At 51.8% G+C, this 21933-nt stretch carries 17 protein-coding genes and 1 tRNA gene; 14 read left to right on the top strand and 4 right to left on the bottom strand.

Annotated elements, in window-relative coordinates:
* Positions 1-108: 108 nt before the first annotated feature.
* Positions 109-1209 carry a tRNA 2-thiouridine(34) synthase MnmA gene (gene mnmA / locus V9K67_RS24060; RefSeq protein WP_336727125.1) on the bottom strand — a complete coding sequence of 367 codons (1101 nt, stop codon included), beginning with the start codon at positions 1207-1209 and terminating at the stop codon, positions 109-111.
* 110 nt (positions 1210-1319) lie between these two features.
* Between mnmA and V9K67_RS24055 the strand changes: the two genes are divergently transcribed.
* The 4 genes from V9K67_RS24055 (at position 1320) to V9K67_RS24040 (ending at position 4785) form a co-directional block, all read left to right on the top strand.
* The gene (locus V9K67_RS24055) at positions 1320-1550 is read left to right on the top strand and encodes a hypothetical protein (protein WP_336727123.1); all 231 of its coding nucleotides are present in this window, start codon (positions 1320-1322) and stop codon (positions 1548-1550) included.
* Positions 1551-1835: 285 nt separating this feature from the next.
* A complete protein-coding gene (locus V9K67_RS24050) occupies positions 1836-2228 on the top strand; it encodes a single-stranded DNA-binding protein (protein ID WP_414696806.1) in 393 nt (130 codons plus the stop codon).
* Between the two features lie 76 nt (positions 2229-2304).
* On the top strand, positions 2305-3390 hold the full coding sequence (locus V9K67_RS24045; RefSeq protein WP_336727120.1) for an Ldh family oxidoreductase: 1086 nt from the start codon (positions 2305-2307) through the stop codon (positions 3388-3390).
* 75 nt (positions 3391-3465) lie between these two features.
* Positions 3466-4785, top strand: a complete 1320-nt coding sequence (locus V9K67_RS24040) for an aspartate kinase (RefSeq protein WP_336727118.1) — start codon at positions 3466-3468, stop codon at positions 4783-4785.
* Positions 4786-4857: 72 nt separating this feature from the next.
* Here the strand turns inward: V9K67_RS24040 and V9K67_RS24035 are convergent, their stop codons facing one another.
* Complete coding sequence (locus tag V9K67_RS24035; RefSeq protein WP_336727115.1) at positions 4858-7227, bottom strand: hypothetical protein; 2370 nt, start codon at positions 7225-7227, stop codon at positions 4858-4860.
* A gap of 146 nt (positions 7228-7373) precedes the next feature.
* A complete protein-coding gene (gene mutS, locus V9K67_RS24030; protein ID WP_336727112.1) occupies positions 7374-9944 on the bottom strand; it encodes a DNA mismatch repair protein MutS in 2571 nt (856 codons plus the stop codon).
* A 169-nt stretch (positions 9945-10113) separates the two neighbouring features.
* Between mutS and V9K67_RS24025 the strand changes: the two genes are divergently transcribed.
* Complete coding sequence (locus V9K67_RS24025; RefSeq protein ID WP_336727109.1) at positions 10114-11262, top strand: MFS transporter; 1149 nt, start codon at positions 10114-10116, stop codon at positions 11260-11262.
* A 152-nt stretch (positions 11263-11414) separates the two neighbouring features.
* Here the strand turns inward: V9K67_RS24025 and V9K67_RS24020 are convergent, their stop codons facing one another.
* On the bottom strand, positions 11415-12020 hold the full coding sequence (locus tag V9K67_RS24020; RefSeq protein ID WP_336727108.1) for a Crp/Fnr family transcriptional regulator: 606 nt from the start codon (positions 12018-12020) through the stop codon (positions 11415-11417).
* Between the two features lie 113 nt (positions 12021-12133).
* Here V9K67_RS24020 and V9K67_RS24015 point away from each other — a divergent pair, with 113 nt between their 5' ends.
* The 9 genes from V9K67_RS24015 (at position 12134) to V9K67_RS23980 (ending at position 21817) form a co-directional block, all read left to right on the top strand.
* Positions 12134-13369, top strand: coding sequence for an isocitrate dehydrogenase (NADP(+)) (locus V9K67_RS24015; protein ID WP_336727105.1), 1236 nt, complete (start codon positions 12134-12136; stop codon positions 13367-13369).
* Positions 13370-13619: 250 nt separating this feature from the next.
* Positions 13620-13692: transfer RNA gene (locus V9K67_RS24010), tRNA-Lys, on the top strand.
* Between the two features lie 438 nt (positions 13693-14130).
* Positions 14131-14331 (top strand): DUF1016 N-terminal domain-containing protein, encoded by a 201-nt coding sequence (locus tag V9K67_RS27225; RefSeq protein WP_414696805.1) that lies wholly within the window; start codon positions 14131-14133, stop codon positions 14329-14331.
* 252 nt (positions 14332-14583) lie between these two features.
* Positions 14584-16890, top strand: coding sequence for an EcoAI/FtnUII family type I restriction enzme subunit R (gene hsdR, locus V9K67_RS24005; RefSeq protein ID WP_336727103.1), 2307 nt, complete (start codon positions 14584-14586; stop codon positions 16888-16890).
* Between the two features lie 4 nt (positions 16891-16894).
* The gene (locus tag V9K67_RS24000; RefSeq protein WP_336727100.1) at positions 16895-17377 is read left to right on the top strand and encodes a group I intron-associated PD-(D/E)XK endonuclease; all 483 of its coding nucleotides are present in this window, start codon (positions 16895-16897) and stop codon (positions 17375-17377) included.
* A complete protein-coding gene (locus V9K67_RS23995; protein WP_336727097.1) occupies positions 17361-17822 on the top strand; it encodes a hypothetical protein in 462 nt (153 codons plus the stop codon). The genes V9K67_RS24000 and V9K67_RS23995 overlap by 17 nt, the downstream gene beginning before the upstream one ends.
* 4 nt (positions 17823-17826) lie before the next feature.
* Complete coding sequence (locus V9K67_RS23990) at positions 17827-19317, top strand: class I SAM-dependent DNA methyltransferase (RefSeq protein ID WP_336727094.1); 1491 nt, start codon at positions 17827-17829, stop codon at positions 19315-19317.
* Positions 19314-20567 (top strand): restriction endonuclease subunit S, encoded by a 1254-nt coding sequence (locus tag V9K67_RS23985; RefSeq protein ID WP_336727092.1) that lies wholly within the window; start codon positions 19314-19316, stop codon positions 20565-20567. Before V9K67_RS23990 ends, V9K67_RS23985 begins: the two co-directional genes overlap by 4 nt.
* A gap of 281 nt (positions 20568-20848) precedes the next feature.
* On the top strand, positions 20849-21817 hold the full coding sequence (locus V9K67_RS23980) for a 5'-nucleotidase (protein ID WP_336727090.1): 969 nt from the start codon (positions 20849-20851) through the stop codon (positions 21815-21817).
* Positions 21818-21933: the final 116 nt, after the last annotated feature.

The following is a 21933-nucleotide window of genomic DNA, read 5'->3' as shown; positions in this document are numbered from 1 at the left end:
ACTAAGCTAACAATAAAAGCCGAAAGCGGTAAATTTCATCCCTGTTGGATGAAATTTACCGCTTTCGGCTTATTGCCTATTGCTTATTGTCTATTGTGCTTATCGCCGCTACAGGCGGGCTCTCTGGATAATGCCGCCGCCGATCACGTCGTTGCCTTCGTAGAAAACGGCGCTTTGCCCGGGGGCAATGCCCTTGGCTTTTTCATAGAACCGCACCACGGCATTCGTGCCGTCGACCCGCAGGGTGGACAGGCTGCCCTTGTCCTTGTAGCGGATCTTGGTAATGGCTTCCAGCTCGCCTTCGAGGCCATCGTATTTGATCCAGTTGATGCGGGCCACCTGCATGTCTTCCTTTTCCAGGTCTTCTTCATCGCCCAGCACGACCGTATTGGTTTCGGGATCGATATGGGTGACATAGGCCGGTTTGCCCAAAGCGATGTCGAGGCCCTTGCGCTGCCCGATGGTGTAAAAGGGATAGCCTTTATGGATGCCCAGCACCTTACCGGACTTGTCCACAAAGTTGCCGCCGGCCACTTTGTCTTCCAGGCCTTCCACCTTGCGCTTCAGGAAGCCGCGGTAGTCGTTGTCGGGCACAAAGCAGATCTCGTAGCTCTCGCTTTTCTTGGCCAGCTCGGGGTAGCCGAAGTCGTGGGCCATCTGGCGGATCTCCGTTTTGCGGTAGCCGCCCAGGGGCAGCAGGGTGCGGCTCAGGAGGTCCTGTTCCAGGCCCCACAGCACATAGCTCTGGTCCTTGGTTTCGTCCACGCCTTTGGTGATCACGAAGCGGCCGTTCTGGTGCTGGTACACCGAGGCGTAGTGCCCGGTGGCGATAAAATCGCAACCGAGGGCGTCGGCCCGTTTCAGCAGGGCGCGCCACTTGATGTGCGTATTGCAGAGCACGCAGGGGTTGGGCGTACGGCCCGAGAGGTATTCGTCTACGAAGTTTTCCACCACAAAGGAGCCGAACTCGTCGCGGATATCGAGAATATAATGGGGAAAGCCATGTTCCACCGCGGCCTGGCGGGCGTCGTTAAAACTGTCCAGGTTGCAACACCCGGTTTCTTTCTTGCTGCCGCCGCTCGCAGTGTAATCCCATGTTTTCATGGTGATGCCGACCACTTCATAGCCTTGCTCATGAAGCATCAGGGCCGTGACGGTACTGTCGATACCGCCGCTCATGGCTACCAGAACTTTTCCTTTTTTGCTCATAACGAAGCCGCAAAGATAGGATACTAATCCGGCCCGCTGTTGCCCTGATTGTTAAAAGCCTGCCCGGTGCTCTGGACCGCTTTTTGTACCCCCTACCGAAAACAGTTCATATGAAAGAGAATAAAAACGAAGGAAGGGACCGGAGCAATGCCGGACTGAATTACCAGGACGGCGGGCACCATGAAGGACAAATGAACAATACCGTCCCGGCATCGGGGCAGCCCAGCCCGCACAACACAAGCAGCGGCATCAGCGAAATGGGCGGCAAGGGCGACCACCGGCAATCCGGAAAAGATCAGAGAGGGCAGGAGGAAAGCTGGGAACAGCAGGATAAGCCCTGACAGCGTTCCTGAGTTCCTAAGTTGTTTTCCTGAGCGTAGAGTTTTCTTGTTCTTCCGGATGGATATTAACTCAGGAACTGCTCAGGCTTGTTGCTAAAATGTGCATAATTCCGCAAAGGCGCTCCAGGTGGCGCCTTTGCCCGTTTTAAGGTCAGCCATATGCTAGAAAAAACTAAAATTTTTAGGAAAAAGGGGGCGATTGATTGGGGAAAAATGTAACTTGGATGCCTAATATTGAGCACTATGATTAAAATGCAAGTAATTGGAAACTTAGGAAAAGACTGTGTGGTCAACACAGTTAATGGTAAAAGCGTAATCAACTTTACGGTAGCCCATACCGAGAAGTACAAGGACAGCCAGGGAATGAGCCAGGAAAAAACCACCTGGGTGGATTGTGCTTACTGGACCGACCGTACAGCCATTGCCCCCTATCTTACCAAAGGGAAGCAAATATTTGTGGAGGGTGCTCCCGAGGTAAGAAGTTTTACCCGTGGCGACGGTACTTCCGGCGCTTCCCTGTCGCTGCGCGTACGCGAAGTGCAGCTGCTGGGTGGCCGCGAAAATGCGCTGGGCGGAGAGCCCCAGCAGTACCAACAGCCCATGGCCGCCCCGAGCCGCCAACAGGCTGCAGCCCCTGCCACTACCGGACCCGACGTAGCGGACGATCTGCCGTTCTAAGCGATCGTTCTCATCGATATTTCAACCGACCAATGCCCCCTCCGCGGGGCATTTTTCGTTTCCGTACTTTTGGCCCATGCAGGAACATATCATTTCTTATCCCGAACTCGTCCGGTTTACCCGATCCATCTTCCAACAAATCGGCTGCAGCGAAGCCGATGCCGAACTGGCCACCCAGGTGCTCGTCTCCGCCGACCTGCGGGGGATCGACTCCCATGGCGTGGCCCGCCTCAGCGGCTACGTGCGGCTCTACGAAGCCGGCCGGGTGAATCCTACCCCCGCCATCAAAACCGTTCATGAAACCCCCTCTACCGCCACCGTCGACGGCGACAAAGGCCTGGGCCTGGTAGTAGCGCCGCATGCCATGAAGCTGGCCATTGAAAAAGCCAAAAATGTCGGCAGCGGCTGGGTAAGCGTGAAAAACAGCAACCATTACGGCATTGCCGCCGCCCATGCCATGCTGGCCCTGGAGCACGGCATGATCGGCATCTCCATGACCAATGCCTCCGCCCTGGTGGCTCCTACCTTTTCCACCGAGCGGATGCTGGGCACCAACCCCATTTGCGTGGCCATCCCCGCCGGCAAGCAGCCGCCCTTCGTGGCCGACCTGGCCACCACCACGGCCGCCAACGGCAAGCTGGAGATCCTGCAGCGCAAAAACCTGGAAGCCCCGACCGGCTGGATCCAGGACAAGGAAGGCGGCAGCAGTACCGACGCCCACGCCCTCAAAACCGGCGGTGCCCTGCTGCCTCTGGGCAGCGACCGTGAACGCGGCAGCCATAAAGGCTATGCCCTCGGCGCCGTGGTGGACATCTTTTCGGCCGTGCTCAGCGGCGCCAACTACGGCCCCTGGGTGCCGCCCTTCCCGGCCTACGTGCCCATGCCGCAGAACATGCCCGGCGAAGGCGTCGGCCACTTCTTCGGCGCCATGCGCATCGACGGCTTCCGCCCGGCAGACGACTTCCTGCAGCATATGGACCAGTGGATCGAACGCTTCCGCGAAGCCAAACCCATCGACGAACGGCAGAAAGTGCTCATCCCCGGCGATCCCGAGCGGGAAATGGAGGTGGAGCGCCGCCAGGGCGGTATTCCCCTGCATGCCGCCGTGGTCACCGATCTGCACCAGCTGGCCGGGAAGTACAATATTCCTTCGCCGTTTTGATTGGTGATGCAGTTCTACACTTAATTTTGCGGCTCATAAAAAAAACGTCCTGCAGGTGCAGGACAGGGGGTACTTATGAAAGTAATGAAATTCGGCGGCACCAGCGTAGGCTTGCCGCAACGCATGCATGAAGTAGCAAGACTGGTCACTGCAGATAACGACAAGAAAATTGTTGTGCTGAGTGCGGTTTCGGGCACCACCAATGCGCTGGTGGAAATTTCCTCTTTAATGGCCAAAGGCGACCGCGACGCCGCCGGGGAGAAGATCGCTGCCCTGGAAGCTCATTACAAGCAATTCGTGACCGGGCTGGTACAGAGCGAAGCCGCGCTGGCCCAGGCCAACGAAATCATCAAAGAGCATTTCGAGTTTCTGAACATTACCCGTAAAATATCGTTCAGCGAAGCCCTGAACAAGGACATCCTGGCCCAGGGCGAGCTGCTGTCGACCAAGCTGTTCTCGGTTTACCTGACCGAAGCCGGCATCAACCATGCCCTGCTTCCGGCCCTGAACTTCATGAGCATCGACGAGAACGACGAGCCCCAGGTGCCCGCGATCAAGGAAAAGCTGGCCCACCTGGTGGACGCCCAGGGCGACAAAACCCTGTTCGTAACCCAGGGATACATCTGCCGCAATGCCCGTGGCGAGGTGGACAACCTCAAGCGTGGTGGCAGCGACTACAGCGCTTCGCTGATCGCCGCCGCTGCCGGCGCCTCCGTTTGCGAGATCTGGACCGACATCAGCGGGATGCACAACAACGATCCCCGTGTCGTGAACCGGACCGTTCCCATCGAGCAACTGAGCTTCGACGAAGCCGCCGAGCTGGCTTACTTCGGCGCCAAGATCCTGCACCCGGCTTCCATCTGGCCGGCCCAGCAGTACAACGTGCCCGTAAAACTGCTCAACACCATGGAGCCCGAAGCCAAAGGAACGACCATCTCTTCCGAAGCCGGTTCCAACGGTGTCAAGGCCGTAGCCGCCAAGGACGGCATCACCGCCATCAAGATCAAGAGCAGCCGCATGCTGCTGGCCTACGGCTTCCTGCGCAAGGTGTTCGAGATCTTTGAAAAGTACAAGACCTCCATCGACATGATCACCACTTCGGAAGTAGCGGTTTCCGTAACCGTGGATTCCGACACTTACCTGTCGTCCATCAAACGCGAACTGGAAGCGCTGGGCTCCGTAGAAGTGGATAAGGACCAGACCATCATTTCCATCGTCGGCAACGAGATCGCTTCCGATCCCGACCTGCTGGAGAAAGTATTTACCAGCCTGAAGAATATGGGTATCCGCATGGTGTCCTACGGCGGCAGCGCCCACAACATCTCGCTGTTGGTGCCTTCCGGCGAAAAGAAACAAGTGCTGCAACAACTCAATTCCGGCGTGTTCGGTCTGTAATTCGTTGCTGGTACACCACAAAAGCAAAAAACCTCCGGAAGGAGGTTTTTTGCTTTTAGGGGCTGCCGGTGCTTAAAGCGTGATTTCCTTGTTCAGGTAAACCGGCCTGCCGTCGCCGGTAAACCCGAGGATGATCATACGCACCCGGTTGGAAATGTCGTTGTTGTAAAATTTGATGGTCTCGGTGCCGTTCTCGGGTTTCACCCTGGTATTCCAATACAGCACGCTGCGGGTATCCACGCGGCTTTTATCATAAAGTTCTGAGGGGTTAAGCTCCTGGAACTTGTCCACCTTCGGGTAGCCGGCCAGGGTATTGCTTGGCAGGGAGGCCACCGTAGTTCGGGGCGTAATGCCGGCCCGCAGGGTATAAATGGCAATGGAGGGGCCGCCGGTGGAAAAGCCGTTCTTCAGCACTTTCACCATGGCGATCTCGCTGGTGGGAATGGTGCCCACCTCGGAGGGGGCGATCTCAAACTCATCGCGGAAGATGCGGGCCCGGGCGTTGCGGATGTAGGGAACCAGGTCGCCCTCCATGCTCTGGAAGGTCAGGCCCGCCACCCGTCCCTGCAGCCAGTCGAAGATGCTGCCGTAACCGATGGCGTCGTTTTCGTTGTTCACGAAGTCGAACAGCGTTTCGTCGATGCTCTGGAACATGCCGGTGCTCAGTTGCCGGTTCAGCCGTTCCGTGGCATCCCTGCGGGTGCCCTTGACCGATACCGCTTCCAGCATCTTGTAGCGCTCGTCCGCCGTTTCCTTGTTTTTCTGGTTGTTGTGGTATTCTTTCACCCAGGCAGGAATGCTGTCGCCTGCGCTGCGCTTCACCGAAGCGAAGCGTGCCGGCGGCAGGGAGCCCGCTAACGGAACGATGGTTTCCAGGCGGCGGAAGTCGATATCGATATTGGTGGCGTTGGCTTTCTGCGTATTGGCCTGGAAATATACTTTGGCCGTATCGCGGAAGATCAGGTTGCGCAGGCGGAAGCGGCCGATGCTGTCGGTTTTGACGTTGATGAGGATTTTGGAGGAATCCTTCAGCTGGAACAGCATGTTCACTTCCTTGTTGACCAGGGGCTTTTTGTTGCGTTTGGCCACGCCTTCGTAGCTCAGGAAATAGTCCGGCAGGTAGGTGGGTTTGGGGGTGGGGTCTTTCAGCAATTCGTCCCAGCGGAAGCGGGCCCATTTTTCAGTGATCAGCAGGTCGTCCAGGGCCTTGAAGGCATAGGGATCGCTGCTGTGGAAGTACCAGTCGCCTTTGTAGGGGACGGTGGCCAGGTCGCCCAGCCAGAGGGTGGTGAACAGGCTGCGTCCTTCCTCCGCCACCGGCGTGGAGGCGTTGAGCACCTCCAGGGAGTAGGAGTCCAGGTTGGCGGTATCGAGCGCCACCTTCCATTCGTTCAGCCCGCGTTTAGCCCCGCTGGTCTGTTGCAGCTGCAGGGAGGGGACGGCGTTGGGCAGGGCCTCGATAAAGCACAGCCGCTCGCAGGCGGCCTTGCCGGACGCATCGAACAGGGTCAGGTGCACCAGTCCGCGGGTGGCGGAGTCCAGGGGGATTATCCCGTTCACTTCTTCCTTGGGGCTTTTGATCAGGGCGCTGTACAGCACCTGGCCTTCCTGCTGCGCTACCAGTTTGCAGTTGCTCAAATTGCCGCCGATGCCTTTTGCCGCCAGGCGAAAGGCGATGCCTTCGCGCAGCTTACCGGCCTGGAGGGCAAAGCCCTGGGCCGCCACGGGGGGCAGGGCCACCACCCGGGTGGTATGGTTTTCGTCGGTCAGCCGCACGCTGTACTGTTTGCCAGGGAGAGGCTGGAACCGGAAGGAGGCGATCTCCTCGTTCAGCGAGGTAAATTCGGACAGCCTGGTTGCCGAATCAGCGCCCTCGAACAGGTAGCCGCTCCACTTCTGGGGCAGCAGGCCGGTGGCATGCAGGCGCACCGCCACTTCGCATTCGGTGTTGGCCAGCAGCGTGCCGCCTTCGGGATGCGCGCTGGCTTCCCAGGCCACAGGGCTTTGTACCAGCCGGGTGAGGGAGGCAGGGTTATAAATATTCAGGGGCTGTACAAAATGAAAGGTTTCCGAAAAATTGAGCATCCAGGAGGTGTAGGCGCGGACGTAGTACACATCCTCGGGAAATGTTTTGGGAAAAGCCAGCGATCCTTCGGCGATGCCGGAAGCTACCGGCAGCAGGTTGTTGTACAGCAGGCGCTTGTTGCGGTCCAGGCATTCGATGTACAGGTTCGTGGAAATACGGGAGAGGGTTCCCCCGGAAAAGATGTAGGCCTTGAAGCGGGCCGTTTCGCCCGCCAGGTAGTTGCCCTTGTCAAAATGCAAATAGATCTTTTCCTGCGGGTATTTGGAAAATTTCTCCAACGCCTCCTCGGGCGTAGGTCCCTGCGCCAGTACACATACGGGCAGGAGGAGGAGCAGGCCGGCAATCAGTTTTCTCATGTTCTTTTATAAGCAGTTTACGAGTGTACAAGTTTACGGGTTTACGAGTTCCCTTGTACAATTAGGCCGTTAATTATGGTTGTTATTTCAAAAACCACTCAACCCGTACACAACCCGTAAACCCGTAAACGTGTTAACGTGTAAACTTACTTCAGCAGCCCCTTGATCTCATTCAATTTTAAAAGCGCTTCCACCGGCGTGAGGCGGTTGATGTCGATAGTGTTCAGCAGCGTGCGGATCTCGTCGAAGGTTTCGCTGTGGGCGTCGAAAATGCTCAATTGCACGCGGGGGGCGGACAGCTGCTTGACCGTTTCCGCCATGTTGTCCGACACGTGCTGCTTTTCCAGTTGCTTCAGCACCTCCTGCGCCCGCTGAATGAGCTCGGGCGGCATGCCGGCCATCTTGGCCACGTGGATACCGAAGCTGTGGGTGCTGCCGCCCGGCGCCAGCTTGCGCAGGAAGATCACCTTGTTGCCGATCTCCTTGTTGGTGATATGGTAGTTCTTCACCCGGGGCAGCTTGTTTTCCAGCTCGTTCAGCTCGTGGTAGTGCGTGGCGAAAAAGGTCTTGGGCGCATGCGGCGAGTTGTGCAGGTGTTCGGCTATGCTCCAGGCAATGGAGATCCCGTCGTAGGTAGAGGTGCCGCGGCCGATCTCGTCGAGCAGGATCAGGCAGCGGGGCGAGATGTTGTTGATGATGGAGGCCGTTTCGTTCATCTCCACCATGAAGGTGGATTCGCCGGCACTGAGGTTGTCCGAGGCGCCCACGCGGGTAAAGATCTTGTCGGTCAGCGGCACCAGCGCTTCGGCGGCGGGCACGAAGGAGCCCATGTGTGCCATCAGGGTGATGAGGGCCGTCTGCCGCAGCAGGGCCGACTTACCGCTCATGTTCGGTCCCGTCAGGATGATGATCTGCTGGTCGTTTTTGTCCAGCAGCAGGTCGTTGGCCACGTAGGTTTCCGAAGGCGGCAGGTTGCGTTCGATCACCGGGTGGCGGCCGTCGCGTACCGACAGCTCGTCGCCCTCGTGCAGGCGCGGCTTTTTGTAGTTGTACTGGAGGGCGTTCTGCGCAAAGGCCGCCAGGCAGTCGAGGGTGGCCACGATCTGGGCGTTGCTCTGGATGCAGGAGAGGAAGTCGTGCAGCTCGTTCAGCAGGCTGTCGAACAGCTGCGCCTCGATGGCCAGGATTTTTTCTTCTGCCCCCGTGATCTTTTCTTCGTAGTCCTTCAGTTCGGGGGTGATGTAGCGTTCCGCGTTGGCGAGGGTTTGCTTGCGGATCCATTCCGGCGGCACCTTGCTTTTGTGGGAGTTGGTCACTTCCAGGTAGTAGCCAAACACGTTGTTGAAGCCCACTTTCAGCGACGAGATGCCGGTACGGTCAGCCTCGTCCTGCTGGATCTTTTGCAGGTATTCCTTGCCATGGTGGGCGATGCCGCGCAGCTCGTCGAGCTGTTCGTGCATGCCGCTGTTGATGAAGCCTCCTTTAGCCGCCACTGCCGGCGGGTTGTCGATGATGGTGGCCACCACCTTATCGGTAATATAATGACAGGGGTTGAGGGCGTCGGACAGGCGCTGCAGGTAGGGGCTTTCGCTCTCGTGGCAAAGGCCTTTGAGCACGTCGATCTGGCGCAGGGCGCGGGCCAGCTGCAGCAGCTCGCGGGGGTTAATTTTTTTCAGCGGCACCTTGCTCACCAGCCGCTCCATGTCGCCGCACTGCCGCATGGAATGTACGAGCTTCTGGCGCAGCTCCGACTGCAGGATCAGGTGTTCCACCACGTCGAGGCGCTCGTTGATCTTGGCCAGGTCTTTCAGCGGGAATACCACCCAGCGTTTCAGCTGGCGGGCGCCCATGGGCGTACAGGTGGAGTCGAGCACTTTGAGCAGGGAGTTGCCGCTTTCCACGGCGCTGCCGAGCAGCTCGAGGTTGCGGATGGTAAAGCGGTCCATCCACAAATAATCCTTTTGGTCGATGCGCTGCAGCGAGGTGATGTGCTGCAGGTTGGGGTGCTCGGTATCTTTCAAATAATGCAGTACTGCCGCGGCGGCGATGAGGGCGTCGGTCATGCCTTCCACGCCAAAGCCTTTGAGCGAGTGGGTATCGAAATGTTTCAGCAGGGTATCTTCGGCATAGTGCTGCTGGAAGATCCATTCGTCGAGCGTATAGGAGTAGTATTTGGAGCCGAACTCTTCCTTGAATTTTTTCTGGTGCTGGCGCTGGAAGATCACTTCGGCCGGCTTGAAGCCGCTGAGCAGCTTGTCGGCGTATTCGCGGTCGCCTTCGGCCACGAAGAACTCACCGGTGGAGATGTCCAAAAATGCCAGGCCGTAGCGCTCCTTGGGCGTGATGTGGAGGGCCGCCAGAAAGTTGTTGGTGCCGTGCTCCAGCAGCTTGTCGTTGGTGGCCGTGCCGGGGGTGACCATTTCGGTGACGCCTCTTTTGACGATGCCCTTGGCGGCCTTGGGGTCTTCGAGCTGGTCGCAGATGGCCACGCGGTAGCCGGCCTTTACCAGCTTGTGCAGGTAGGTGTCGAGGGCATGGTGGGGAAAGCCGGCCAGCTCGGAGGAGGAGGCCGAGCCATTGTTGCGCTTGGTGAGGGTGATGCCCAGCACCTGGGCGGCAATGACGGCGTCGGAGCCAAAGGTTTCGTAAAAGTCGCCCACGCGGAACAGCAGCACGGCATCGGGGTACCTGGCCTTGATGGCATTATGCTGCTGCATTAACGGGGTTTCAGTCGTTTTTCCTTTGCTGGTATTTGTACTCATGGTGAAGCGGCAAAGATAAAGTTTACGGGTTTACGAGTTTACAAGTTTACGAGTTGCTGGCGCCCGTAGGGAACTCGTAAACCCGTAAACTTGTAAACTCGTAAACTCTCTTACTTTTGCCCGCATGTTCAACCTAGAGGCTCGGCGCAAGGCGAGATGGATTACGGCGGTTTTTTATTTTGTTTCCGGGGTCGTTACCGCTTCGTGGGCGTCGCGGATCCCCGAGATCCAGCAGGGGCTGGGACTGGATGATGCGCGCTGGGGCGGGGTGCTTTTTGCCATTCCCGTGGGGCAGGTGTGCGGCTTGCCGCTGTCGAGCTGGATGGTGTCCAGGTATGGAACGCGGGGGATCATCGGGTGGAGCATGGTGTTGTTTGCCCTGAACCTGTGGCTGCTGGCGCTGGCCCCTTCGGTCTGGGTGCTGGTGCCCCTGCTGGTGCTTTTCGGCTTGTGCCGCAACCTGGTCAATATTTCCATCAATACCAATTCGCTGGAGGTGCAGAAGCTGTACGACCGGCCCATTGTCACCACCTTCCATGGGCTGTGGAGCCTGGCCTGCCTGGTGGCGGCGGCTGCCGGCACGCTGATGATCGCCCGGGGCGTGGCGCCTGCGGGGCATTTTGCCCTTTCTGCCGCTTTGGTGACCGGGGCCTCGTTCCTGTTCAAGGGAAAAATTCACGGCACGGGGCCGGGCGCCGTGGAGCGCCGTCCTTTTTTCATTGCCCCCGATCGCTATCTTTTTTTGCTGGGACTCATTGCTTTTTGCGCCATGATCTGCGAGGGCACCATGTTCGACTGGAGCGTCAACTATTTCCGCCAGGTGATCAAGGTGGACAAAGAGCAGGTGACCTTTGGCTATACATCTTTTATCATGGCCATGACCGCCGGCCGCCTGGTAGGGGATAAGATGATCGCCCGTTTCGGTCCCGTGGCCGTGCTGGTTGCCAACGGCATCCTGATGGCGATAGGCTATTCCCTGGCGATTTTCTTTCCTTATTTATGGAGCGCCTGCGCCGGCTTTCTGGTGGTGGGGCTGGGCGATTCCATCGTGATCCCTCTGGTGTATATGCTGGCCACCAAAACCAAAAAGATGCCGCCCGCCTACGCCATTGCCTCCGTAACGATTATCGGTTATGCCGGCTTCCTCAGCGGCCCGCTGCTGGTCGGCTCCATTTCCAAAGCTTTCGGCATGCAATGGTCCTTCGCCCTGGTAGCCGTGCTGGCTTTATCTATTTCGGTGCTGGTATTGCGGGTCCGGAAAGTACAGGTTTAGGGATTGGTTAATTCGTTAATTGGTTAATTGGGGTCAGGAGGAACAGAAAAACCGGTATTCACCGGTTTCTATCCAAAAAGTTTTACAGCTCCGTTGCCGCCATCAGGTCCTAATATCCAATTAACTAATGAACTAATTAACCAATTAACGAATTAACCAATATCCTGTTCCGTGCTTTTCGCCCGTAATAGATGTTTAAAGCGGCTGAACGTTTCCGGTTGAATGTTGAGGAAAGAGGCGAGGTGCTTTTGGGGGACCCGCTGGATGAGGTCGGGGTGACGGCTCACGAAGCGGATAAAGCGTTCGCGGGGGTCGAGCCGGCTGATGAGCAGTTGGCGGCGTTCTTTGAGCGTGAGGGAACTGGTGATGATGCGGCGGCCGAGGCGTTCCATTTTCTGGCTTTGTACAAAAACTTTTTCCAGGTCGTCGAAGGTGATGGAAATGAGGGTGGAGGGTTCGAGGGCTTCGAGGAAGGATTCCGAGGGTGTGCGGCTGTAGAAGGATTCCAAAACATTGACCAGTTGGCCCTCGCTGGAGATCTGGGTATTCACCTGCATGCCCTTGCAAATGTAGTATTCGCGCACCAGGCCAATGGCAATGAAATTCAGGAAATTTTCCACTTCGCCCGCCCGGGTGATGACGTCCTTTTTCCGGAACCGGCGGATGGAAATGTGCGGAAGTATATGATTTTCAAACTCTTCATCTGTCAGGGACACAAACTGGTTAAGGTATTGGTGGAATGACAAGGCGAGCTTCATAACGAGAAGTTAGTGCAATTTTCCGGCTTTGTCAAACGGAATAATTTTTATATGTGTAGGGGGCTTTGGATAATACCTTAGATTTGCGCACCTATTTCAAAAAGCGAGAAAAAATGAGCCAAAAAATCAAGGTTGCCAATCCGGTGGTAGAACTGGATGGTGATGAAATGACCCGCATTATTTGGAAGTTCATCAAAGACAAACTGATCCTTCCTTATATCGAAGTTGACATCAAGTATTATGATCTCGGTATCGAGTACCGCGACCAGACCAACGACCAGGTAACGATCGACGCCGCCAATGCCATCAAGCAGTACGGTGTAGGGATCAAGTGCGCGACCATCACTCCCGATGAAGCCCGCGTAGAGGAGTTTGGCCTGAAGCAGATGTGGAAGAGCCCTAATGGCACGATCCGTAACATCCTGGACGGCACTGTGTTCCGCGAGCCGATCGTGATCAACAACATCCCCCGCCTGGTAAGTACCTGGGACCGCCCGATCATTGTAGGCCGTCACGCCTTCGGCGACCAGTACCGCGCAACCGATTTTGTGGTAAAAGGAAAAGGCAAGCTGAAGATCACCTTCGAAGGTGAGAACGGCGAAAAGCAGGAGTACGAAGTGTACAACTATTCCGGTGAAGGTGGCGTGGCCCTGGCCATGTACAACACCGACGAGAGCATCCGCGGTTTTGCCCGTTCCTGCATGAACATGGCCCTGCAAAAAGGCTGGCCCCTGTACATGAGCACCAAGAACACCATTCTGAAAAAATACGACGGCCGCTTCAAGGACCTGTTCCAGGAAGTATTCGAAGCTGAATTCAAGCAGAAATACGCTGATGCCGGCATCACTTATGAGCACCGCCTGATCGACGACATGGTAGCATCTGCCATGAAGTGGAACGGTGGTTTCGTATGGGCTTGTAAGAACTATGATGGCGACGTGCAGAGCGACTCTGTTGCCCAGGGCTTTGGCTCGCTGGGTCTGATGACCTCTGTGCTGGTGACTCCTGACGGAAAGACCATGGAAGCTGAAGCTGCCCACGGTACCGTTACCCGTCACTTCCGCGAGCACCAGAAAGGCAACCCGACTTCTACCAACCCCATCGCGTCCATCTTTGCATGGACCCGTGGCCTGGCCTTCCGCGGCAAGCTGGACGGCAACCAAGAGCTGATCGACTTCTGTCAGGCCCTGGAGCAGGTATGTATCGAGACCGTAGAGAGCGGCAAGATGACCAAGGACCTGGCGCTGACCATCAAGCCGGGTAAAGTACAGCACGGCACCGACTTCCTGTACACCGAGGAGTTCCTGGACGCTATCGACCAGAACCTGAAGAAGAAGATGTCCGCCTAAGTTCTTGAGATCGTTTAAGGTTCACCGTTGAGTGGAGATAGAATGGGAGAGGAGCCTGTAGCGGTCCGGGCCAGGACTCAATAGTATACGGGACCCGTGATCTGGATTTGAAATGTTTCGTCAGGCAGGCTGTAGTTTTAGAAAGGTTTAGCTGCTGTTTCAAATTTCAGATCCCGGGTCCTATTTTTTTATGAGAGTATTTTGGAAATGAGCCAAAAATCTTTAATTTGTACTCCTCGTAAAGAAAAATGACTCTGTAGCTCAGTTGGTAGAGCAGCTGACTCTTAATCAGCGGGTCTAGGGTTCGAGTCCCTACAGGGTCACTTGATAATCAAGTACTTATGGGCTTCAGTCCTGTAGGTGCTTTTTTATTTGCAAACAATTTGCAAACAAAATCGGGCTAAAATTGAGTAAACCTGTGAAAAGGAATGGATGAGGTGTTTGCCTTGCCTGAAGGGTATGTAATGTCAGCTAACTTTTGATATTAATTTGGAAATGGAACGACATAAAATGGGCCGGGCTGCAGTTTAATGGAAGTTGACTTTCTACTTCCCTGCCTCTTAATTTCGGTTGACAAATTTTTGGGAACAAATGCCTAACCCATAATGAATTCCATAGGGTACAGGTAATCTTCTCTTCCTACGTTTTCTCTATCAAAACCTGCATCATGAATCGAGACCAATCCTTGGACTTTACCACATTGCTTACGCACCTGAAGCAGGAGATGCAGACTGCTTGGATGAAAGCGGCGTTAAGTACGAATGCTTATACTGTTGGCCTTGTATAGGAAGGTCGGCAGGGCCATTTTCGAGCAGCAGCAAGCTAAAAGGTGGGGCACCAAAGTCATTGACCGGCTGGCAGCGGATCTGCAAAAAGCTTATCCCAAGATGAAAGGCATTTCGGCCCGGAACCTGAAACACATGAGGACGTTTGGGGTTGCCTACATGCAATTCGTACAGTAGGTACCCGTGGAAGTGGGTAACGCTTCCGCAGAAGGCAAAGCCCTGAAAATGGTGCCGTTGGGTGAAAATGAATTTGTGCAAACGCCCCTTGCACAAATTCCGTAGTATCATCATATTACTTTCCAGGATAAGGTAAAGAAGGAGTTGAGCGGGCTGGGAGAAGCGACCTGAAAATTTTAACTTTCTCCGTATATCGTCCAAATTTTCAGTTAGCAATTTTTCATATTTTGTGCTAGAAATCAAAACTATCTGATGCCTTATTCAGAAGCCGATACCCGTGCCAATTATATTGATCCCGCTCTGAAAGCTAAAAATTGGCAACCCCACAACATCCGTCGGGAATATTACTTTACGGATGGCCGTAAACTATTTGGTGGCAAAAGAGGCGGAAGGTGCTTTGTGGATTACCTCCTCATTTATAATAATACCTTTATCGGGCTTATAGAAGCAAAAAGCGAAGACAAGGAGTGCACTGAGGGCCTCCAGCAGGCTAACAGCTATGCCCAAAAATTAAAAGTCCGCTTTTTGTATGCCACCAATGGCAAACGTATATATGAATTTGACGTCCAAGAAGGGAGGGGCGCATTCATTGACCATTACCCCACACCGGAAGAATTATTTGAGAAAGCTATACCCCGACAAACCCCTTTAACGGAAAAGCTGCTCCAGGAGCCTTTGTACCTTTCTGGCGACAAGCCTCCCCGCTATTACCAGGAAATAGCGGTTCAGAAGGTGATGGAGGGGATCGCTGCCGGTAAAAGGAGGCTACTGCTGACGTTGGCTACCGGCACGGGCAAAACAGTAATTGCATTTCAGATCGTACATAAGCTGCTCCAGTCCAAATGGAACCTCGATGGCGCTGACAGAAGACCCCGAATCCTGTTCCTAGCTGACCGCAACGTGCTGGTTGACCAAGCCATGAATACCTTCAATCCTTATGAAAAGGATATTATTAAAATCAATGGTGAGGAAATCCGGAAGCGTAATGGCATAGTACCTACTAATGCCTATATCTTCTTTGCCATTTACCAGGCCATAGCCGAAAAAGAAGATATTGGTGGGTATTATAAGAATTATCCAAAAGATTTTTTTGATGCGGTAATCATTGACGAGTGCCACCGAGGAAGCGCTCATGAAGAGGGAAGTTGGAGGGATATCCTGAACCATTTCAACGGGGCGGTACACATCGGGCTAACGGCCACACCGAAGCGGGAAGCCAACGTGGATACTTATGATTATTTTGGCCAACCCCTGTATGAATATTCTCTTAAGGAAGGCATCAGCGACGGCTTTCTTACGCCTTACAAGGTAAAGCGCATCCAAACCAACATTGATCAATACATTTATACCCAAGATGACCAGGTGGTAAAGGGAGAGGTGTCGAAAAGCCTTTACGGTCTGGGTGATTTTGACCGATGCATCATTATTCCAGACCGAACGGCCCTGATTGCCAGGACCATTCTGGAGAATATCAGGCCATTGGATAAGACCATCGTGTTTTGCGTGGACCAAGATCATGCCCTAAACATGCGGGATACCCTAAACCAATACAAAACGGTGAAGGACCCGGATTACTGCGTACGGGTAACGAGTGATGAGGGTATTTTTGGCCGGCGGTTGCTGGAGCGCTTCCAGGATAACGACAGGTACATTCCCATCATCCTCACTTCTTCGCAAATGCTGACCACCGGTGTCGATGCCCGAAACGTGCGGAATATTGTACTTTGTCGTACCATTAATTCCATCGTGGAGTTTAAGCAGATCATCGGTCGGGGAACAAGAGTGTTCGAGGGGAAAGACTTTTTCACCATTATTGATTTTACTGGAGCTTCGGAGTTATTTTACGATCCTGAATGGGATGGTCCTGCCGAGCCGATAGGTTCAGGAAGCGGGGGGCCTAAAGGTCCTAAAACACCGCCCAAAAGCGGTGATGAGGGCGGTAATGAGGAAGACCCGCCTCCCCAGCCGTACGAAAGGCTGGAAGTAAGACTGTCCAATGGCCGCAGGCTGAAAGTGACCAATATTGAAACTCGTTTTATTGGCGCAGATGGCCGTCCGCTAACAGCCAGGCAATTCCTAGAAGAACTGGTAAAGGTGCTGCCGGGCCTGTTTGAACGAGAAGAAGACCTTAGAGCAATGTGGGCCAACCCCGACCTTCGCGAAAAGCTTTTAAAAGATCTTAGCGCGAAAGGCTTCGACAGCGAGCACATGGAATCGCTGACCCAGATGCTCCATGCCGAGGAAAGCGATTATTTTGATCTACTGGCCTACTTGGCGTTTAATAGGGGGATTATTACCCGCCGGCAGAGGGCTTCGAAGGTCAAGGAGGATAAAGCCTATTTTGACGGCTATGATCAGGCGAGGGCCAAGCAGTTCCTGCAGTTTGTCTTGGACCGGTATGAAAAGGATGGGGTTAAAGAATTAAGCCGGGAAAAACTACCACAGTTGATCCGGTTAAACCAAATGGGCACGCCAAAAGAAGCGGCGAATTATTTTGGCGGCATTCAGAATATGATATCCGCTTATTACGAATTGCAGAGTCGTTTATACCAATTTTAAGCTAATGGCTGAATTAAAACTTGAAAAAACGCAAACCGGAATTGCCAGCGAGCTTTATGCTGCCGGTGAATTGTGCCGGCGAGGTTATAATGTTACCTTAACCTTTGGAAATACCAAGGCAATCGATTTATTGGTGCAAAAGGATCAATTGGTTCTGAAAGTGCAGGTAAAGGGCATTCAGCGTAAAAAGTCAATTTGCTGGACCTTGGATAAAACAAAAGTAACCGATGATATTTATTTTGTGCTGGTAAACCTGCATGTGGACCAACCGACGGCGAAACCTGAATTCTTTGTTTTTAATGGAAAAGAGGTCAAAGAATTATTCTTAAACACGATAAAAGGGGGTGAGAAGCGGGCTTATCTGGATTATAACAGGGTGAAGGCGTTGGGGAAATACCAAGACCGCTGGGGAATATTCGGCCAGCCGGAATCGATAGAACTTTTTGAAGAACCTTTAAAAGAGGAAGATTATGTGCCAGCCAACTGATATCAAATGGGTAAAAAACATTAAGCGGGAGGGAGGAACCGCATGGGCTTATATGGAGGATGAAGCCCTTCCGGAGTTCGACCTGCATTTCTCCATTAGAAAGAAAGGTGCGGCAAAAACTGCCCGGGCGGGCGATGTAATTCTTCTTTTTCAGCGGGTGGACAAAATTCCGGGTATTCCCGCACAAACTTATCTAACGCATTTAGTAGCCGCCGTGGACGAAGTCATTCAGCCTTCGGGCCGGCCCGATTTTCCCGTTTCAAGAAGGGTCAGAGTAATTGCCCGGGGAAACAAGGAATTTTCTCCTGCTGTTTCGCCTGCAGAACTAAGTTTTTTCAAACCAAATAGAGGTGCTGTTCATGATATTGGGCAACTAAACGAAAGCTTAGCCGTACAAGAAATCCAAAATAAGATTTGGTCACTTTTCAACGGACTTTTTATTTAAATCTATGTCGCTCCAACCTAAAATAGATCGCATAACCGATATCCTCCGCCGCGATGACGGAATCAGTGGCGCCATGCATTATACCGAACAAATCAGCTGGATCCTGTTTCTGAAGTTCCTGCATGATTATGAACGTAACAAGGCCGACGATGCCCTGCTTGAAGGGAAGACCTATAACTATGTTATTCATGAAGATTACCAGTGGGAACAGTGGGCCTGCTCCAAAGATGAGCAAGGGAGGCTGGATGTTAAAAGGCAGCTTACCGGCGATGATCTCACCCGGTTTGTAAACAGCACCCTCTTTCCTTATTTAAAAGGCTTTAAAGCCAACGTGCAGGATGTTAAATCTATGCAATACAAGATCGGGAGCATCTTCGAATTCATTGACAATCGAATAGCCAGCGGGCATACCCTGCGGGAAGTGCTTGATATAGTGGATACGCTCAATTTCCAAAGCAGCCAAGATCTTTTCGAACTTGGCGTGGTTTACGAAAATTTGTTGAAAGGCATGGGCTCGGACGGTGGCAACAGCGGTGAATTTTATACTCCCCGCCCAGTTATCAAGGCGATGGTGAAAGCCCTGAATCCTAAGTCCGGCCAAACAGTTTTTGACGGGGCCGTTGGCAGTGCAGGGTTTCTCATTGAAGCCTACGGACACATGAAACAACAACCCCAGTTGAGTACCGGTGACTGGAAAAAGCTGCAAGAGGATACGTTTTTCGGCAACGAAAAAACTCCATTGGCTTATGTAATGGGCGTGATGAATATGATCCTGCATGGTATTGAAAGTCCCAACATATATAAGCAGAATAGCCTTACCCAGAACATCCGCGACATACAGGAAAAGGACCGCTACGATGTGATCCTGGCAAACCCGCCCTTTGGCGGTAAGGAAAAGCCCCAAGTGCAGCAAAACTTCCCGGTGCAAAGCAATGCCACCGAATTGCTGTTCCTGCAGTACTTTATGAAAAGTCTGAAACTGCAGGGGCAGGCTGCTATTGTGTTCCCTGAAGGCATCCTGTTTCAAACGGGCAATGCCTTTGCTAAGGTAAAACAAGATCTGCTGGAGAGCTTTAACGTCCATACCATCGTAAGTCTTCCGGCCGGCGTGTTCCTGCCCTACAGCGGTGTAAAGACAAATATTGTTTTTTTTAGTCGCAACGGTCGTACGCAAAACATTTGGTATTACGAGGTAACACCTCCCTACAAGCTGACAAAGAACAAACCTATACAGGAGGAGCATTTCAACGAATTTCTGGAACTGTACCATTATTCTGAAAAGCGAGGAAAAGGCAGTCTCAATGAATGGACGGTAGCTGTAAATGATATAAAAGACTGCGACCTCAGTGCCAAAAATCCGAATAAGGTGGTGGATGAAGACCACCTACCGCCCATGGAATTGCTGGAACAGATTCGCAGCAACGAAGGAAGCATACTAGCATTGATGGAGGAAATAGAGGAATTGTTAATAGAACAAAAGGCGGAGGACGAATGAATAAGGAAATAAGTAAGAAAAGTATTGGATTGCCTGAAGGTTGGCAGTGGAGAAGGTTTAGTGAATTTGCTGTTTTGAAGCACGGATATCAATTCAGGAATTTTGATTTTGTTGAAACAGGAATCCCAGTTGTTAAAATTGGTCAGTGTAAAAGCGATGGTAAACTTGATTTATCAGGGTGCGATTACATTTCGGATGCAAGGGAAAAAGAATTTGAGGATATAAGAATTTATAAGGGAGATTTATTAATGGCTCTAACAGGAGGCACACTTGGAAAGGTAACATGGGTTGACAAAGACTATGGAGTTATAGTTCAGAATTATCGCGTTGGAAACTTTTATCCTAAAGAAGGAAAGTCTATAAAAAGATTTTTGATGTATGTGCTAACGTCTGATTTTTTTCAAAATCTAATCAAGGATAAAGTTAATCAGGGCGCTCAGCCAAATATAGGAAAGGAACATATTGAAAACATGCTTGTTCCGCTTCCTCCATTACCAGAGCAGCAAGTCATCGTTCAAAAGCTAGATGTACTTTTTTCCCGTATTGATAAAGCCATATGCCTTATCGAAGAAAACTTAGAACATTTGCAGCATTTGCTACCGACAGCATTAAATGAAGTGTTTGGTGAAGGGAGACGGAATGGATGGGTAACTAAAAAGTTAGGTGAGGTTGCTAAAGTTATAGGAGGGGGAACGCCAACAAAACAAAATAAGTCATATTATGACAACGGTAATATTCTTTGGGCTTCTGTAAGAGACATGAATGTTGAAAGTCTCGAGGATACTGAATTGAAAATTACACCGACTGCGATTAGAGAAAGTGCTACAAATATTATTCCGGCAGGAAATCTTGTGATTGCTACCAGGGTTGGATTGGGAAAAGTTTGCAAATTGAAATATGATACAGCAATTAACCAAGACCTTAAAGGCATAGTACCAAGCGAGGAAGTTATTGTAAATTTTTTATTTTATTGGTTTAAATCTATTTCAAAGTACATTGAAGAGAAGGGAACCGGAGCTACAGTAAAAGGTGTTAAGGTTGATTTTGTAAACAATTTAAATTTTTCATTTCCGGACCGCTTTACCCAGCAAGGAATTGCTAGGTATCTCAATGCACTTACCAGAAAGCAACAGGTACTTCAGGATAGATATACTAACCAATTGCACAAGCTAAAGGCGTTGAAGAAAAGCTTGCTTAATGCGGCATTTAAGGGTGAGCTAATACAGCAAAATATAATGGCTTCATATTAAGAATGCAGCCGAAGCTCATAGCTCGATAGAATGGGCTAGATTTTTCCGGCTGGATGAAGACTGCGATTATTCGATTCGTTATCCTAATGATAAAATTTGATAAAACAATTCAAATTTGACAAAGTTATTACCTCAAATGGCGCCTGACAGATTTCTGCTAGTTTATGTAACATGGAACAGTAATGATTGGCCATGGTATTCGCCTGATTTGCTACTTGTTATTGGCGCATGGGGTCATAGTTCAAATGAAATCTTTTTAGTCTAGTTTATGCTTTTTATTTATGCCAGTTGATTTTTCTAAAATCTTAGTTGTAGGAGTATCTAGTAGAGCACTTTTTGATTTAGAAAAGGAGAATGAGATATTCAAAGATGAAGGTATATCGGGGTACAGTGCTTTTCAGCTTCAACATGAGAATGAGCCTTTAAAGCCAGGTACAGCCTTTCATTTAGTCAAAAGCCTGCTACACTTAAATGCTGATGCGAAAAAGCGAATTGTCGAGGTGATTGTGATGTCAAGAAATAGCCCCGAGACTGGCATTCGTGTAATGAATTCTGTCCGGAAATATGGACTGGATATCACGAGAATGGCCTTTAGTGGTGGAGAACCTTTAGCACCATACATTGATGCATTTGATATTGACTTGTTTTTGAGTAGGGATCTCGGCGACGTACAGGCTGTCATTGACTCTAAAAGTTCCGCCGCTGCCTTAATTTATGATCCTCCAACGGAATTTAATCCAACAGATAATAGGGTAAAAATTGCTTTTGACGCCGATGCTGTCCTCTTTTCGGATGAGTCGGAGCATCGTTACAAAACTCAAGGCATTGATGCGTTTCACCGATATGAGCAAGAAAATGAAGATTTGCCTTTAGGAGAAGGACCTTTTGCCAAGTTGTTAGTCAAACTATCCAGAATACAAGAAGAATTACCAACAACTGTTGCACTTTCTCCATTGAGGATTGCTATAGTTACGGCGAGGAATGCGCCATCCCATATGCGTGTAATTAAAACGCTAAGGAAATGGGGTGTTTATGTTGATGAAGCCTACTTTTTGGGTGGGTTGTCCAAGGATAAAGTCCTTAAAGCCTTTGGCGCCCACATTTTTTTTGACGATCAGGAGGCTCACTTAACCGAATCATCTAAGGTTGTTCCTTCGGGAAGAGTACCTTATGCTTTTGATTCTCCGCTTTTTAAGAAATTGGTACAGGAAACAAGGTGTAAAATTGAAGAGGAAAGGAGGGTAGATTAGAATATAAAAGCTAACCGTATACCAGAGCAAAATAATGGAGAGCTTACGCGTAAATAATAAAGCGGTTGATTAGAACCAACCGCTTTTTCTATAAATCATTATTTTCGTTTCTTCCT

Source organism: Huijunlia imazamoxiresistens, assembly GCF_037132455.1.
GTDB classification, from domain to species: domain Bacteria; phylum Bacteroidota; class Bacteroidia; order Chitinophagales; family Chitinophagaceae; genus Flavisolibacter; species Flavisolibacter imazamoxiresistens.
Note: the sequence above shows the minus strand (reverse complement) of the source record. Positions and strands in the feature narration are given on the sequence as shown.

Excerpts from the sequence above, each read along its gene's own strand:
- mnmA (WP_336727125.1), bottom strand. The coding sequence starts at position 1,209 with ATGAGCAAAAAAGGAAAAGTTCTGGTAGCCATGAGCGGCGGTATCGAC.
- V9K67_RS24055 (WP_336727123.1), top strand. The coding sequence starts at position 1,320 with ATGAAAGAGAATAAAAACGAAGGAAGGGACCGGAGCAATGCCGGACTG.
- V9K67_RS24045 (WP_336727120.1), top strand. The coding sequence starts at position 2,305 with ATGCAGGAACATATCATTTCTTATCCCGAACTCGTCCGGTTTACCCGA.
- V9K67_RS24040 (WP_336727118.1), top strand. The coding sequence starts at position 3,466 with ATGAAAGTAATGAAATTCGGCGGCACCAGCGTAGGCTTGCCGCAACGC.
- V9K67_RS24035 (WP_336727115.1), bottom strand. The coding sequence starts at position 7,227 with ATGAGAAAACTGATTGCCGGCCTGCTCCTCCTCCTGCCCGTATGTGTA.
- mutS (WP_336727112.1), bottom strand. The coding sequence starts at position 9,944 with ATGCAGCAGCATAATGCCATCAAGGCCAGGTACCCCGATGCCGTGCTG.
- V9K67_RS24025 (WP_336727109.1), top strand. The coding sequence starts at position 10,114 with ATGTTCAACCTAGAGGCTCGGCGCAAGGCGAGATGGATTACGGCGGTT.
- V9K67_RS24020 (WP_336727108.1), bottom strand. The coding sequence starts at position 12,020 with ATGAAGCTCGCCTTGTCATTCCACCAATACCTTAACCAGTTTGTGTCC.
- V9K67_RS24015 (WP_336727105.1), top strand. The coding sequence starts at position 12,134 with ATGAGCCAAAAAATCAAGGTTGCCAATCCGGTGGTAGAACTGGATGGT.
- V9K67_RS27225 (WP_414696805.1), top strand. The coding sequence starts at position 14,131 with ATGCTTATACTGTTGGCCTTGTATAGGAAGGTCGGCAGGGCCATTTTC.
- hsdR (WP_336727103.1), top strand. The coding sequence starts at position 14,584 with ATGCCTTATTCAGAAGCCGATACCCGTGCCAATTATATTGATCCCGCT.
- V9K67_RS24000 (WP_336727100.1), top strand. The coding sequence starts at position 16,895 with ATGGCTGAATTAAAACTTGAAAAAACGCAAACCGGAATTGCCAGCGAG.
- V9K67_RS23995 (WP_336727097.1), top strand. The coding sequence starts at position 17,361 with ATGTGCCAGCCAACTGATATCAAATGGGTAAAAAACATTAAGCGGGAG.
- V9K67_RS23990 (WP_336727094.1), top strand. The coding sequence starts at position 17,827 with ATGTCGCTCCAACCTAAAATAGATCGCATAACCGATATCCTCCGCCGC.
- V9K67_RS23985 (WP_336727092.1), top strand. The coding sequence starts at position 19,314 with ATGAATAAGGAAATAAGTAAGAAAAGTATTGGATTGCCTGAAGGTTGG.
- V9K67_RS23980 (WP_336727090.1), top strand. The coding sequence starts at position 20,849 with ATGCCAGTTGATTTTTCTAAAATCTTAGTTGTAGGAGTATCTAGTAGA.